The 16,014-nt window shown below is 43.5% G+C and carries 12 protein-coding genes; 3 read left to right on the top strand and 9 right to left on the bottom strand.

The window, feature by feature from the left end; all coding sequences use genetic code 11:
* Positions 1-612 precede the first annotated feature (612 nt).
* From ACHZA1_RS00555 to ACHZA1_RS00570, 4 genes are read right to left on the bottom strand one after another with little or no spacing between them, the layout of a single operon-like run.
* Positions 613-1,248 (bottom strand): flavodoxin family protein, encoded by a 636-nt coding sequence (locus tag ACHZA1_RS00555; protein WP_320053289.1) that lies wholly within the window; start codon positions 1,246-1,248, stop codon positions 613-615.
* Between the two features lie 11 nt (positions 1,249-1,259).
* Positions 1,260-1,538 carry a helix-hairpin-helix domain-containing protein gene (locus ACHZA1_RS00560; protein ID WP_320053290.1) on the bottom strand — a complete coding sequence of 93 codons (279 nt, stop codon included), beginning with the start codon at positions 1,536-1,538 and terminating at the stop codon, positions 1,260-1,262.
* 25 nt (positions 1,539-1,563) lie between these two features.
* Positions 1,564-2,796 carry a DUF2264 domain-containing protein gene (locus tag ACHZA1_RS00565; RefSeq protein ID WP_320053291.1) on the bottom strand — a complete coding sequence of 411 codons (1,233 nt, stop codon included), beginning with the start codon at positions 2,794-2,796 and terminating at the stop codon, positions 1,564-1,566.
* 27 nt (positions 2,797-2,823) lie between these two features.
* Positions 2,824-4,761, bottom strand: a complete 1,938-nt coding sequence (locus tag ACHZA1_RS00570) for a glycoside hydrolase family 97 catalytic domain-containing protein (RefSeq protein ID WP_320053292.1) — start codon at positions 4,759-4,761, stop codon at positions 2,824-2,826.
* Positions 4,762-5,636: 875 nt separating this feature from the next.
* On the opposite strand from ACHZA1_RS00570, the gene ACHZA1_RS00575 reads away from it, so the two are divergent.
* Positions 5,637-7,253, top strand: a complete 1,617-nt coding sequence (locus ACHZA1_RS00575) for a pseudouridine synthase (RefSeq protein ID WP_320053293.1) — start codon at positions 5,637-5,639, stop codon at positions 7,251-7,253.
* A 174-nt stretch (positions 7,254-7,427) separates the two neighbouring features.
* On the opposite strand, the gene hxsC is transcribed toward ACHZA1_RS00575, so the two are convergent.
* The 5 genes from hxsC to ACHZA1_RS00600 form a co-directional block, all read right to left on the bottom strand.
* A complete protein-coding gene (gene hxsC, locus ACHZA1_RS00580; protein WP_320053294.1) occupies positions 7,428-8,543 on the bottom strand; it encodes a His-Xaa-Ser system radical SAM maturase HxsC in 1,116 nt (371 codons plus the stop codon).
* Positions 8,544-8,545: 2 nt separating this feature from the next.
* A complete protein-coding gene (gene hxsB / locus ACHZA1_RS00585) occupies positions 8,546-9,952 on the bottom strand; it encodes a His-Xaa-Ser system radical SAM maturase HxsB (protein ID WP_320053295.1) in 1,407 nt (468 codons plus the stop codon).
* A 6-nt stretch (positions 9,953-9,958) separates the two neighbouring features.
* Positions 9,959-10,312: a His-Xaa-Ser system protein HxsD gene (gene hxsD / locus ACHZA1_RS00590; RefSeq protein ID WP_320053296.1), complete on the bottom strand. Its 354-nt coding sequence runs from the start codon at positions 10,310-10,312 to the stop codon at positions 9,959-9,961.
* 3 nt (positions 10,313-10,315) lie between these two features.
* The gene (locus ACHZA1_RS00595) at positions 10,316-10,969 is read right to left on the bottom strand and encodes a peptidoglycan-binding domain-containing protein (protein ID WP_320053297.1); all 654 of its coding nucleotides are present in this window, start codon (positions 10,967-10,969) and stop codon (positions 10,316-10,318) included.
* 825 nt (positions 10,970-11,794) lie between these two features.
* On the bottom strand, positions 11,795-12,532 hold the full coding sequence (locus ACHZA1_RS00600; protein WP_320053298.1) for a hypothetical protein: 738 nt from the start codon (positions 12,530-12,532) through the stop codon (positions 11,795-11,797).
* 1,843 nt (positions 12,533-14,375) lie between these two features.
* Between ACHZA1_RS00600 and ACHZA1_RS00605 the strand changes: the two genes are divergently transcribed.
* Complete coding sequence (locus ACHZA1_RS00605; RefSeq protein WP_320053299.1) at positions 14,376-15,083, top strand: hypothetical protein; 708 nt, start codon at positions 14,376-14,378, stop codon at positions 15,081-15,083.
* Between the two features lie 345 nt (positions 15,084-15,428).
* Entirely contained in the window at positions 15,429-16,010 is a 582-nt protein-coding gene (locus ACHZA1_RS00610) for a transposase (RefSeq protein ID WP_320053300.1), read from the top strand.
* The last annotated feature ends 4 nt before the right edge of the window (positions 16,011-16,014 follow it).

Below are 16,014 nucleotides of genomic sequence, written 5' to 3' on the forward strand. Positions count from 1 at the left end.
TTTTTCCGCAGACGATTCATTGAATATTCGGGCACACCTTCTGCGCTGCACAATTCACCTTCAATTTGGAAGACACACATTCTGCGCTGCACATTTTATACTGACAATTCACACCATGCCTTCTGCGCCGATAATTATACCTCAACTTTTGACACCATACATTCTGTGCTGCACACTACATCTCCAATTTTTGTCATACACCTTCTGCGCTGCACACACTATACCGATAAATCACGCCACACCTTCTGCGCCGATAATTACACCTCAACTTTTGACGCCATACATTCTGCGCCGCACACGCCATCTCCAACTTTAAAGACATACATTCTGCGCTGCACATGCTATACCGATAATTCATACCACTCATTCTGCGCAGATATTTATATCTCAACTTTTGACACCATCCATTCTGCGCTGCACACGACATCTCCATTTTTAAAGACATACCTTCTGCGCTGCAAAAGCCATCCCAATAAATCACATCGCACCTTCTGCGCTGAAGGAGCTAGGCCGTAAAACAAGAGTAGCGGTCGTTTGACCGCTACTTATACTGTAAGAATTTGAGGCAATAGAAAAGATCGGCCTTCGCCGTTGGCTAGCCACACGGCCTTACTACCTTATAAAGTTGGTGGCAACCTTGGCAACAGGGGCTGGAGCCGGAGCTGTATCCTTAGTCTGCTCTCGCATCTTGAGCAGCCAAGCCATGTTGTTTCCAAGAACCTCCATAACCTGTACACCTTCGCCATCCTGCAGCACCTCTCCAGGTGTTCTTCCGTGGATAACATTCCAGTAGTTAGAAGTTGCTAGAATCATCTCCGAGTAGGTTAGGTAGTGGTATAGGCTATCAAGCGTAGCCGAGCCACCGGTACGACGAAGGGCAACAGCGGCGGCTCCCACCTTCTGACGGAAAAGCCCTCCGTTTACCCCCGAAACGTAGAATGCCCGATCGAGGAAGCACTTCAGGGTGCCCGCAATACCCGAATAGTAAACTGGCGATGCGATAATAATCCCATCAGCTGCCTTAAGCTGCTGAATCCAGCCGTTCAGCGGATCGGAGGATATGGCACACCTCTCATCTCGGTTCTTTGCGCATTGCCCGCAAGCAGTACAACCATGTATCGCCTTGTTGCCAACATGGATAATCTCGAAATCGACACCATTAAGGTTTAGCGATCGGCCCACCTGCATAAGAGCGTGGTAGGTGTTGCCCTCCTTATGGGGGCTTCCATTAACTGCAATTACTTTCATCGTATAGGGTTTTACTTTCTAATATCCTTCCAGCTCCACCACTTAAGGAACTCGGGCTCCTGCATCTCCTTCGGCGTTTGGGCGTAGTACACCGCACAGCGGAAAACGTACAGCAGGCATCGGTCCTGCACCGTACCCGCCAACCGATTCGACAGGTCGTAGAGCACCTCGGGATCTTTGCCCACCAAATCGGAAACGCTACAGATGCCTATCCCCCACAGGTCGTTGGCAATCGACTTGCCCACGCCGGGGATTACGGTAAGGGCCTTTATGGCTTGCTGCTTTTCCATTGTAAAAGATGATATGGCATTAAGGCTAATCGTTAAAGCTATGGTCGGCGGGCACATCTACCCCACTCCACACCTTTTGGGCAGTCCACTGTGCGTCCGGATCGCTCCAGAACGGATCATCGGCGGGTAGCCCCAGCGGAAGGAATATGGTGGAGCACAGGTAAAGGCTCCCCGTGTTGATGTAGAAGTCGGCCAGCTCGGGCTGCGGCCCGCAAAGCCCAATGGTAAGCCAGCCATCGCTGGTAAATGTTCCCTTAGCATCGAGCGTCCTTTTGATGGTGGCGGTTAGCGCGCAGCGCACCTGTGCCGGCTGAATCGAGGCGGGCAGCTTATGGCGCAGCGCCATATCGGCTAGGTGATGGAAGGCGGCACCACGGTACACAATCGATCGACCGTACACGGGGAAGCTGCCATCAGTATTAATCATGCGCTCCTGTAGGATGGCGTAGCGGGCTGCTATCTTCTCCATCCTAGGCGCAAACCAGCTAAACGTTTTCTGCTTCGACCCAACCGCATCCAGGATGTTCGTCAGGAAAGGCTGGATAACGTAGCTGTTGTAGTAGTCCATCGCAAAGTGCATACCGTCGGAGAACATGCCATCGCCCACGTACCAGTGCTGCGAGAACTCGCGAATGCCGTACTCCATCCGCACAGCGTCGTACGGCCTATCGTACTTGCAGAGGAAGGCCTCCACCATGCCGGTAAAGAGAATCCAGTTGCTATACACGGGAATGGTGGAGCGCGAGGCTTGTACTGCCGTAACCACCTTGTTCTGCAGGTCGGCCCCCATGTGATTCCACAGCCAGGGGCAGCGAACGAGCGCTAGGGTAAAGAATGAGGCATCGACAAGAGGCTGACCCCCTGTCCACTGTAGGTAATCCTTGCTGCCGGGATCCACCGCGTGCTCGATGGCGCTTAGGGCCATCTGCCGGTATTCGTTGCGCAGCGCCACCTCCTTCTCCGATCCGCCCTCTAGGTTCAGCCACGGAGAGATGCCGCAAAGCGTTCGGGCAAACGCCTCGAGGTAGGCCACCTTCTTCCGATGCTCTGGGTTATCGATGGTCTTCGACAGAACAATGGGCATCGTCTCCTTTAGCTTATCCGATGCCAGATTGGCGATTACCGGGCGCGCCACCTTATCCATATAGGCTAGCCACACCTCCCGTACATTCTCTTTCGCCTTGGCTTTCTCCTTTGCCAAGCCGATGCTGGGCTGCCATAGCAGCAGAAGCAGCATGCTGTATAATATCTTCCTCATATATTAATAGAGTTTTCAGCAATTATCCTAGTACAGCTTAACCACAAAGCCGCCTCGTGGTTTTACGGTGATATCCAGCTTCGAACCCTTAAGCTCGTAGGTGGTAAAGGCTCGGGCCGATTCGCCATCGGCAATAACGGTTCCCCCCTTTACATTTCCAAGAACCGAAAGGTCTAGCGTCAGGTGCTTATCGGCCGAAGTTCCGTTTATCCCGCCAACATACCAGCTGCTGCCGGCACGGCGAGCAACTACGGCATACTCGCCAGGAAATCCATCAATAAGCTTTACATCGTCCCAGCGTAGAGGCAGGTTTCGCATAAAGTCTACCACGTACGAGGGCTGGCTATTCATGCCCGAAGGAATCTCGGCATAGTGCTGTACCCCCGACTGGAAGATGACCGACAGCGCAATCTCGAATCCATTGCTGGAGATTCGCTTCTTTCCGGGGATTTCGGAGAAGCATACCGGGGTAAAGTCCATCGGGCCAATGGCATTTCGGGTAAATGGAAGCACCGCACAATGCGTTGGCTCCTCGTTGGTGTTGTTCTGATCGAAGGTTAGGTACTCGAATCCCCTAACCGACTCCATGGAAACAAGGTTGGGGTAGGTTCGAGTCCATCCACGAGGGATGGTTGCCCCATGGAAGTTGACCACCAGCCCTGCCTTTGCAGCATCGTCGAGAATATCCTGGTAGTAGGCCATAAACGACTGTCCATCGCCGCCAAAGAAATCGATCTTAACGCCCTTTATCCCCATCTTGCTAATCCGCTCGAATTCCATACGCCTAGTAGCCGCATCGTAAATGCGGTTGAGGGGAGTTTGAGGTGCCTTATTCCAGCTACCGTTGGAGTTGTACCATAGCAGCAACCCCACATTCTTTCCCTTTGCGTATGCGGCCAGCTCTGCTATCTTATCGTACCCTATCTGCGTATCCCAAAGGGCATCTACCAGGCAATAGCGCCACCCCATCTGCGACGCATAGTCGATAAACTGCTTCTGCACATCGTAGGTAGTAGCCCCATCGTTTAGCAGCACCCAGCTCCACGACGACTTTCCGGGTTGAACAAACGAATAGTCAATCTTCTTGGCAGGGCTGCTCAAATCGGTAGGCAATGTCGACTCTACGATGGTAGAAAGGCTCTTGCCCACCTCTATCACGCGCCAAGGCGATGTCCATGGCAGCGTAGATTCGGGCAACAACGGTGCTGCTGCCGATGTGCGCTCCTTCTCCTGTGCAAAAGCAATGCTGTACTCCCCATTGGGCGTTGGATTGCCCAGATGCGAACCGCAATAGCTACGCGACATATCGGTTTCGGTTATCAGCACCCAGTGCCCTGCCGATTGGAACAGCGCCGGAAACGACCATCCCTGCTTTAGCTCGGAAGGAGTACCTACCGGAATGTTCATCTTATAGTACTCCTCGTACGAGGGTTGGGTATTCGACCAGCCCGTCTGAGCCTCGGCATGTGGGTGCAACCATCCTTTGGCCGATGTGGGGAAGCAAAACGAGGTATTCTCCTTTACAATATGCTTTACCCCTTTCTGTGCTCCCTCTAAAAGGTAACGGAAGGCCACCCCATCATTCGAAACCTGAAATATGATGCTAGGCTTAATGCTCTGCTTTGCCCCAAAGGCCACAACGCAACGGTTAGCGCTATAGGTGCAGCGGCTACGCTTATCGTTTAGCAAGGTGTAGCTGTCGGTTATCTTCTCCACCTTACCTACCTTTGCTATGCTTAGGCCTTTCGATAAATCGGCCTCGCCCATTACCAGCCCAAGCTTCGATTCCTTAACAACCAACGAGTCGTTGCAAAATACCAAATAGGTGGGAACGCCACCTTTATCTACCGTAAACTTCAGCTTAATGCTCTTGTTGGGGCTAGCGACCTCTACCACCTTACTTGGAGCCGCTTCGGCCATACCTATGCCTAATAGCAAGGATACCATCACGCAAATTCTTTTCATGGATGTGCTTTTGTTGTTATTTCGTTTTCTGATAATTCCTACGAGCATCACTCGGGTAGCAAGCTGCAATGCACCACAAGTTCAGCCCCCAATTTATGGCATAAATATAGCAAGTACAAAAGATAATGAGAAAGCGCCAGAACTCTCTCTTCTACTATTTTGCTTAGCCACCCCTTGTATCGACAATTACAACAACCACCCTACTTTCAGTACACTACACCCCATTAATAAAGCAAAGTAGTATCAACACACCCTCTTCCGCAAGCATCTCGAAAAAGCAATACCAGACTGGCAGGAGATATTTACCACGAAGGCCTCTATGGATCACACAAAGGGAACAAATTACAAATTGGAAACGCAGTGTACCCTGTATCTCCGTATTTAAAAGAGTAGTTAAACGGAAATAAGCAGAAGTTAATCGGAGGAAACCTGAATCAGCGCTCGTTATCACCTCCACGGGAGAGGGCAGGGGGTGGGTTTAGAGCAAAGGCAGTCCTGACGAACTGCTTAAATTCCACGTTGAAAAGAGGTGTATTGGGTGGCTAATCTTTCAAATAGAAACCCAACCCACCCCTAACCCCTCCCAAGGAGGGGATAAGGTGCCTCCATCAATCTTGCTGCAATTCTTGTTTGCCAGTCCTCAGGTATTTCTATGATCTTCTTCCCCGAAAGTCTAGCGTCTAGCGTCTAACGTCTAACGTCTAATAAGGTGCCTCCATCAACCTTGCTGCAAATTCTGTTTGCCAGTAGCGCAAATCAGCCATCAGGCATCTCTATCATCCTCTTCCCCGAATATCTAACGTCTAATATCTAGCCTCTAATGTCTAACGTCTAAAATCACCCCAAAATCCCCTCCAAAAACCTACCTTTGCCCCATGCTCAACCATTTTACTACCGAGACCAGCCATATAGAGCTACCCGTACAATTCCCTTCGCCCTTTACCAGCGAACCGCATCCTATATGCAAGTTGGCAGCTGGCGAAGTAAAGGCGTACCTCGAACAGCAAGCCCAGTGGCACGACGAGCTGCAGCAGGGTAAGATGTTTGGCGTTTTGGTGGTAAAGGAAAGCAACGGACGACTAGGCTACCTTGCCGCCTTCTCTGGAAATCTGGCAGGGAAGAACCACCATCCCTTCTTTGTTCCCCCGGTAGCCGATCTGCTAAGCCCCAACGGCTTCTTTAAGCAGGGCGAGCAGGTTATCTCCTCCATAAATCGGCAAATAGCCGAGATGGAGCAAAACCCTGAGTTTACCAACCGAAGGAACCAGCTAGAGCAGGCAAAGCAGCAATCCATCGAAGCGATTGCCGCCGCAAAGGCCGCCCTAAAGGCCTCGAAGGCTGCAAGAGAAGAGCGCCGCACCACAAACCCATCGGACGAGGAGCTAACGGCTATGGTTCGACAAAGTCAGTACGAGAAGGCCGAGCTAAAGAGGCTAGAGAAAAGATGGGCAGCCCGAATTGCCGAGTTGCAAGCCGAGTACAACCGCTACGCCCAACCCATAGAGGGGCTACGGTCAAAGAGAAAGGCGCTATCAGCCGATCTTCAACAACGGCTCTTCGACGAGTTTCAGTTGCTAAACATACGCGGCGAGGCTAAAGGACTGGTAGAGATCTTTGCGAATACCGCCCAGCGGGTTCCTCCCGGAGGAACTGGAGAGTGTGCTGGCCCTAAGCTGCTTCAGTACGCATTTGCCAACAGCCTTACCCCCATTGCCATGGCCGAGTTCTGGTGGGGCAGCTCTCCTAAAACGGAAATCCGCCACCACGGCCACTACTATCCCCCTTGCAAGGGTAAGTGTGATCCCATCTTGGCCCACATGCTACATGGTATGGCCGTAAAGCATCCCGAAAAGAAAAACGAAAGCCTCACTCCCCTATCCCTCGAGGTTATCTACGAGGACAATTGGCTGCTGGTAATCAATAAGCCCGCAGGTATGCTCTCAGCCCCAGGTAAGACAGGCGACAAATCGGCGGTGGAGCTCGCAAGCGAGCTGCTACAGGGGCGCGAAGCCTTTTTGGTACATCGGCTCGACATGGCCACCTCCGGCCTGCTGCTTATTGCAAAGAACAAGGAGGTGTACAAGCAGCTGCAGTCGCAGTTCGAGCAGCGCAGGGTACGGAAGCGCTACATTGCCATCCTCGAGGGCATGCTACATAGCAACGAGGGCACCGTAAATCTCCCCCTTATCCTCAATCCACTCGACAGGCCCCGACAGATGGTGTGCCACCAACACGGCAAGCCCTCCACAACCAATTACCAGGTGCTAGAACGCCGCAACGGCCAAACTCGCGTAGCCTTTTACCCGCTAACCGGCCGTACCCACCAGCTAAGGGTACACGCCGCTCATCCCCACGGGTTATGCTGCCCCATTGTTGGCGACGAACTCTACGGCTCCAAGGCTAACCGCCTTTACCTCCATGCCGAATACCTGGAGTTTACCCATCCAGTAAAACAAAGTATTATTAGGTTGGAAAAGTTGGCGAGGTTTTAGGGTATAAAACCCTATATATCAAATTTTACATTTACGGCAAGTTGTATCTATATATAAATACATTATAAACAGATTTAATCTAGTTGTTTACTTTAGAAATACAATTACAAACAAATAAATATCTATCACTTACAATATTTTATGCGTAATAAAATCATAAATATCAAATTTATTTTAAATACATACAGGTTTAATATTACAACTATATTGCAATGAAGTTTCAAAATCACCTCCACAATCATGTCTTAAGATACATTCATCACAAATATCAAAATACTTAATCTTCCAATCAGAAATGGATTTTTTTGAGTATGAATAAAGACTTTTATCTAATAAACAAAGAGGCAAATTAAATATTGAAACATTCATTCCCAATGAAGATAAGTTCAAAACAGATTTCTTAAGTTCTTCTTTATATTCAACAGGATCAATCCATATTTTCTCTTTGTTTTTAGGAACAAAACCAATATATTCCATACCCATGAATGAAACATGTTTAACAAAAGGTAGATTTCTAAAAATAAAATTTGAGATATTGTTTAATCTGTCTTTGTTAATTTTATTTATTACTATTCTCAATTCAATGTTAAAATCATATTTAGCTAAGTTATACAATCCTTTTAAAGTTTGATTATATGCATCTTCTGATTGCGCAATATAATCATGATCTTTATAAAAATCTGAATGAAGAGGAATTCCAATCAATAATTTTTCCAATTCAATATTATAAATACTATGAACATAATTAATATCTTCAAAATTTCTCCCATTTGACAATAACTGTATATCAATATTTTTAAATTTATTTTTTATATTATTCAGAATGTCAATTAATCCATTTTTCAATAGTGTGGGTTCGCCTCCTGTTATTCCTATTCTTGATAAATTATCTGGAATTAATTCTATTAATCTAGTATTAAGCCAATAGTAATAATTAATATCATTTTTCATTTGTGGAGGTTGAGAACACATTAAACAATGGTTATTGCATTGCTCTGTAAGGAATAATACATTATCATTAGAATTATTACAATAAACAATTCGTATTGTACCGTTTGGTCGAAATAACAATATATCACCATCAACAAAATAATCAAAATCATTCTTATTAATTAATATATACCTCCAACAGAATTTTAATTTATCATGTTCAAACTCAAGTTGAATTTCAAATTGGTCAGACAACCCGTCAACAAAACAATATCCATTAAGCAATTGATTATTTGAATATATCATCAACACTTCGTGAGATATATTATGTTGTAAACATTTAATTGTCTTATTCAGCATATTCAATTATTATTTAACCATGATTTAAACACAGGCATTACTTCTTCATTTCGATTAATTATTAAAGAAAATATATGCTTAATTATTGATTTATTTTTTTTACATAAAAATGATGTTGGCCGAAATCCTTCCATATCATTCTGTGTTGTATAATTTCGTACAGGATCTGCACCACAATATGCTTGAAAGGCACAGTCTGAGCATCCTGCTAAAGATTCATTGGCCCATGTATTTGCTATTTCCAAAGTTTTCTTTCCATAAAATAAATCAAGATATCGATCTTTTACACTTCCTAATCTGAAAGTAAAATCTTCGTGCTCGGCTAACATTCTGGATTCATCAGATGCATAAACATAACCATCATAATTGTAGACAACAACAGAATTTATTAAACCTGCAGGAGATTGTAGATCTACAAATCCTATAGAAAATGGAGTGAGGATTTTCTTTAAAATTAAAGTAGTAAAACTTTCTTCAAAATAAATACCTTCTTTATTTTTTTTAATAATATAGTCTAATGATATTTTATAAAATTCAATAAATTGACTATAATAATCATCCCAATTATCATTTTCATAAACTAAACCATATGGATTTAATGATCGTAAAAATATATTTGAAAATCCATTTTCAATATAGGAATCAACTATTTCTTTTGGATAATTCAGTGATAATCTAGAAGTAGTCATTAATGCAGATACTTTATTATCACCCAACTCATTTCTAACATTTTTAATACCACATAAAACCTTTTCGTAACTATCTTTTTTCCCCCTATTTTGATTATGAACAAATTCTGGACCATCAAGTGAAGTAGAAATAAGAACGTTATATTTCTTACATAAAGAAAGCATATCACTGCTTAAAGAAACAGAATTTGTACATATTACATATATTATATGCTTATTTTTAGAATCATTTATTTTTTCACATTTTTCAATTGCATATTCTATTTTATCAAAAACAAGAGTTGGTTCTCCTCCCTGAAATTCCATAGTTAAATGAGGCGATGGAGATTGAAACATTAAATTTATTCCATAATCTAATGTTTCATAACTAATATCATAAATAGTTTGATTACATTCTTTACTAGATGCTTGACAATATAAACAATTTTGATTACATCTAATTGTCATTACAAAAATATGTAAAGCCGTAAAATTATCTAGAAAAGCCTTTTTTGTTCTATATCTAGCTGCAAGATTATCAACTAATTTAGGAATTGGTTTTGTAGATATAAAGTGATTCGATATCAAGTCTTTGTACAACTCATCATTTTCAGACACTTGTCTTTCTACAATTCTCTTAGATGTTCCTGCTAAACATATCAAGTAATCACCTACTTCATTTACTAATATTTCATAATCTCCTAATCTTTCAAATCTAAAAGGTAATAGATAATAATTCATTTTACACTATTTTTGCTCATTATCAATTAAATTATAATCTTCAAATTCATCATTATTCGCAAATGCTTTTATTAAAAGTATTTCTCTAATATTCTTTGTTTCTTTATTTATTATATCTCTTGTTTTAAAATCAATTAAATATTGACTTAAACAAGATTTCAAAACTTCAACATTATTTTCAAAAAGTAATCCATGTTTAATTTCAAATTTTACAACGAATATCCTTTCTGATAACATTTGATATATATTATAATTTTCGCTGAGCCAATATAAACTTTTAGTAATTACTTGTTCATTGAAAATACTACTATCAATCTTAACTTGAACTGTTCTATCATCAATTTGAATAAACTCAATCATATCCTATTTTTTGAGACAATAAATCATTTCTGATCCTACAATTCCATCAACTATAAGTCCTTTGTTTTTTTGGAAATTAATAACAGCAATTTCTACATTAAGATTAAATTCATTGTAAATTATCTTCTCAGGATTATCCTTTACAAAATACCCTTTCAAAACCAGCAGATTAATTAACTCTTCAACATCAGAACCAATCATACCTCTTTTCAAAACTCTATCGCCAAGTTTTAATTGAGATTCTTTACTTGATGTGTTATATGTTGTATTTGATGTTGTTTGATATGATCCACTCTGAGTGGAACTATTCCTATTTGTGGAAGTAGAAGGCGTATAACTTGTTGGTGTTGTTGTCGGATATGAAGTACTTTCCGTAGAATTATAACTAGAATAATGAGAACTATGAGATGAATGGGAGCTATGTGAACTATGGCTCCTATGTGCCATAGTAGTATAAGTATCATCATTATTGAATGTTATAACTAATTTTGGACTTAGCTCAGTTTTTTTCGTCCCTGAAATACTAGAACTTTCACATTCATTGTTTAAATCTATTTTTTCCAAGTCATAAATTGTAGCATTTGATTCCGTTGATACTAATGATGCTACAGATGAAAGAAAAATACTTTTTAAAATTTTGATGTGTTTTAGTTTCATGATCTTAACTTTTATGGTTGAAAATTCGTTTTTATCTCTACATCAAATCCTCAATAAAATAAGACAATCATCTTTCTGCAATATTTATAATATACTCAAATTCAAACAATTACATTTAATCAACTTTCAAAGACTATCATTTACATAGTTTAAAATAATTCTAACAATACAGATATCGTGTAAGCCACTAAAGTAATAATAATATTGTTCAATTAACACCATTAAATCAATTTTCACATTTAAAGCAACTATTATATTTACTACTAATGGGTTATATAATTCTTTATATTAATCAAGTTTCACATTTCATCGTTACTAGGTATCGGTTTTACAATGCCATACCCACAGTCTGTTTTATCCCCACATATTTATTAAAAGATTTTTCTATTTCTTTTGATCCCTCAAAAAAAACGAGCATAAATCTGCAAATTCACCAAAGTAGATGAAAATCTACCATGTGAACTACATGTGATCAGTAAGAATTAATTACTCTCACATGAAAATCTAATCCGAAAGAGGGTAATTCTACGACAAGAGAACACTATTCTACCCTAGAATTACCTAAAGTTCGAGTAAAAAAGATAATTCTACAGCGAGAGAACACCATATTAATCTAGTATTACCTAAAAATGAAGCGAAATAATACAATTCTACTGCAAGAGAACGTTATTCTAACCCAACATTACCAAAAGTTCGAGTGAAACAAAGTAGATCTACCTCAAAATAGCACTATTCTGGCTCAATTTTATCTTAAGTTGCAATAAAAGAAGGCAATTCCACAACCTTAATCATAGCCAATACACATTAAGCCAACAGCATAACAACTTAGTTTAAATTCATCGATTCGAGCACCGCCCCCAGCTGCATATCCGATGAGGTTTCCGTTTTAAAGTATAGGTTCTGGCGGTATCGCTTAATGGAGCTGTACGATACGCCAGCCTTATCGGCTGCCTCGCTTAGGTTATTCCCCAGCTTAAGATGCCGATAATGCTCAATTTCGTAGTTTTTCAGCCGGTTTGGACCAATAGCCTTTACGATAAGCTTGCTAACCACATCCACAATGTAGACAGCCTTAGGAGGGATGCATACCCTCATCCGCCTGATGGCCGCAATCCGAAGCACCAGCACAGGCTGCTGTCCCGGCAGCTTGCCCCTCATTACCCTATACTTAAAATGCACATTGTGGTACCCGTAGCTCTTATCGCGCATCCGGCACTCGAAGTTCAGCTCCAAGCGACCAACATCCTCCAGCTGATTTTTCACGAAGAACGAAAGCCCAAAATGTAAGGCATTGGTAAAATGCTTGTGCTCTCCCTCGTGTATCAGCATCTTTAGCTCCTTAAGCGAGATGGAGCGATGGGCCAAGTAGTCCAGCACGGGTAAGTAGGACTCCTGAAAGCAGTATCGCTCCTGCGTAAGATCGCAAACTGCTACCAGCATAGCCGCCTCCCGGGCTACCTCGTTAACGCCCTGTACCCATTCCTGTACCGACCTGCTGCAGGGATCGGCATCGAGCCCATACATCCGAATAAACCTTTCGACAAGAAGCATACTATTTGCCATAGCTATAGGTATTATTAGTTATAGATGATTCTAAATGCTTAGTAAAACAAAAATAGCATTATCTACGAATACACCAAACCCGAGCCTCAGAGGTAATTCTTAAGCAAAGAGCCACGGAGGCACGAAAATGCAGAGAACACAGAGCCTTTTCCTACCCCCAATTTACACCCCACCCATACACCCATAGCCATCAAGCTAAGAGATACCATTCTTAAAGGAAGTACTTATGGCATGCTTATTTTCGACTCCCCCCTAAACCCCCTCTCTTAGCCGAATGGTTGGTTAACCAATAAAAGAACGTTGCGGCTTCTGCCTCTTTTTCTCAGGCGACGCCTGCTCGGCTAAAAGAGGGGACTTCAGCGCTCCGATTAGGCTGCAGCTTATATCCATGCCGCTGCCCCCTCTTTGCGAATGGCAAGTAGGTGCTTACGGCATGAGCAGGCATTCTAATGCCATTCGGAGAGAGGGGGATTGGGGGTGAGTCGGAATTGCGAAACGGTTAGCACCCCACGGCGAAGTCTGCGAGTTAAGCCACGACAGCCTTTCTTTGTTTCGTCTCTTTGGGTACAAAGAAATGAAAAGAGGTGGAAGACAACACCCGTAGAGACGGGATTCAGATCCTTTTCAATAAAACAAAAACCAACCTACGAAATGGAAAAAGAAAGAACCCACCCCTACACCCCTCCCAAGAGGGGATAACGTGCTGCTATCTTACAACAGACGTTTTTATATAAGCAAAGCATCCAACGTAAACACCGTGGCCTTAGCCACACCATCTCCGTCGTGGGTTCTGTTCGAAGCGGACGAAGCGATCACAATTCCACGTAAGGCGCAAAGGTCCAATGCGCGTACAAACCTTTATAGAATAATAAGAACGCCCCACGCCGAAGTCTGCGAGTTAAGCCACGACAGCCTTTCTTTGTTTCGTTTCTTTGGGCACAAAGAAATGAAAAGAGGTAAAAGACAACGCCCGTAGAGACGGGTTTCAAACCCGTCTCATTAAAACAAAAACCAACCTACGAAATGAAAAAAGAAAGAACCCACCCCTACACCCCTCCCAAGAGGGGATAACGTGCTGCTATCAGGCAACAGACTCTATTATATAAGCATACCACCCAACGGCAAACAAATCACACGTAAAGCATCCACCTCCCTCCGTAAACACCGTGGCCTTGGCCACACCATCTCCGTCGTGGGTTCTGTTCGAAGCGGACGAAGCGATCACAATTCCAAATAAGACGTAAAGTTCCAATGCGCGTGCAAACCTATATAGACGAAGAACACCCCACGCCGAAGTCTGCGAGTTAAGCCACGATAGCCTTTCTTTGTTTCGTTTCTTTGGGCACAAAGAAATGAAAGGAGATGGAAGACAACACCCGTAGAGACGGGATTGAAACCCGTCTCATTAAAACAAAAACCAACCAACGAAATGAAAAAAGAAAGAACCCACCCCTACACCCCTCCCAAGAGGGGATAACGTGCTGCTATCAGGCAACAGACTCTATTATATAAGCATACCACCCAACGGCAAACAAATCACACGTAAAGCATCCACCTCCCTCCTTAAACACCGTGGCCTTAGCCACACCATCCCCGTCGTGGGTTCTGTTCGAAGCGGACGAAGACACAAAATTTCAGAGCACACAGAGTATTCAATTTAAAACTTGTTCCCTTTGTGATATCCTTCGTGTCCTTTGTGGTAAATAAAAAAATAGAGCCAAATGGACTACGTTTTGCCCCACTATGCCTTCGTAAATTTGACTTAACGCGATCGGGAATAAAAACGATAAGCATCCCACATCGCCCAAATGCACTCAAATGTCAAATTTAAAAACATTACAAAATGGCAACAACAATTACCACAAACGTTCCACGTACCTACGGTAACTTCAACACGTTCATTCGAAACACCAACAGCTACATGCTAGAGGGAACACCAAAAAACAGCGAACGATTAGACATACCTGTCGAAATGTTAACCACCTGGAGTGGAATAGGTAAGAAATGGATTATTGCATACGACAAGTATTCGGATAAATACAACCTTCGCACCCAAGCCATAAACGACGAGCTACGTTCCATTATCGACGAAGCGGACACATTTAACGTGAGCCAGCACTTCTTGGCCCGCATCGCCATATCCCCCAAGGCCACCATCACCGATCTCGAAACCTTTGGCATCCGCAATGGATCTGGACCAAAGCAGAGCCGTTCTATACCTCAAACACCCATTTCCAACTTGGTAGAGGCCACGCTTAAGCCCATTGGTGGCGGTTCGGTAATGGTTAAGTGCTACAGCAAGGGATCGCGAGCATCCATCCTCGATACTGCCGACTGCGTACAGTATCTCTTCACGGTTGGTACTACTGCTCCATCTTCGGTTGAGGATAACGGCTTAGATAAGGAAATCTCCACCAAGGCATCGTTTATGCTCCCTACCGGAGCCCATAAAATGGGAATGTTCCTCTACATCTACTTTCGCTGGCACAACACCAAGCATCCCGAGCTCTCGGGTCCATGGAGCCCCCTGCAAAGCACCATCATCATCTAGCACCAATCCGCAAAACCATAAAGAGCGAAGATTATTTTCGCCCTTTTTTATTTAGATATGGATATCGCACAATTCATCGATCAATAATTCGCACAGCATAGGCGGGTGTCGAGACGGGTTGTACAGACGGGTTTCAAACCGTCTCTCAATCAAAAAAACATCTCAATCAAAAAACACAAGATACTACACATTTCCCAAAAAATTCACTAAATTGATACCCCCTACAATACTGGCGTACAGACGGGCGTACGTACAGACGGGTTTCAAACCCGTCTCTCAACAAAAAACATCTCAATCAAAAACACAAGATACGGGTTTAAAACCCGTATCTACAAAACCACCACCATGACCCTATACAAAAACCAATACCGCATCGAGACCACCCGCCTGCAAAATTGGGACTACACCACCTATGGGGCATATTTCATAACCATCTGCACCTACAACCGCGAAAACCTATTCGGCCACATCACCAACGGCGAAATGCACCTCAACCTCAACGGCAATATCGTCGAACAATGCTGGCACGACTTACCCAACCATTACCCCAATTTGATATTGGATGCATTCGTCATCATGCCCGATCATATCCATTGCATTATAATGATTAACAACAATTCCGATGGGGGCGATAATGGAAATGATGGCATCGATGGCGGCAATGGCATCGTACAGACGGGTTTCAAACCCGTCTCCCCCGGAATGCAAGAGACAGGTTTGAAACCTGTCTCTACAAAATCCCATGGCATTTTCGAATTCGTTCGCGCCCTCAAAACATTTTCATCCCGTCAAATCAACAAAATCAACGATACCCCCGGCACCCCACGTTGGCAAACCCGATTCTACGACCGCATCATCCGCGACGAACCCGAATTGCAACAAATCCGCCAATACATTCACGACAACCCCGCCAAATGGGAAAAATGATCTC

Origin of the sequence: uncultured Acetobacteroides sp., from assembly GCF_963667355.2 — a bacterium.
Classification (GTDB): Bacteria; Bacteroidota; Bacteroidia; order Bacteroidales; family ZOR0009; genus Acetobacteroides.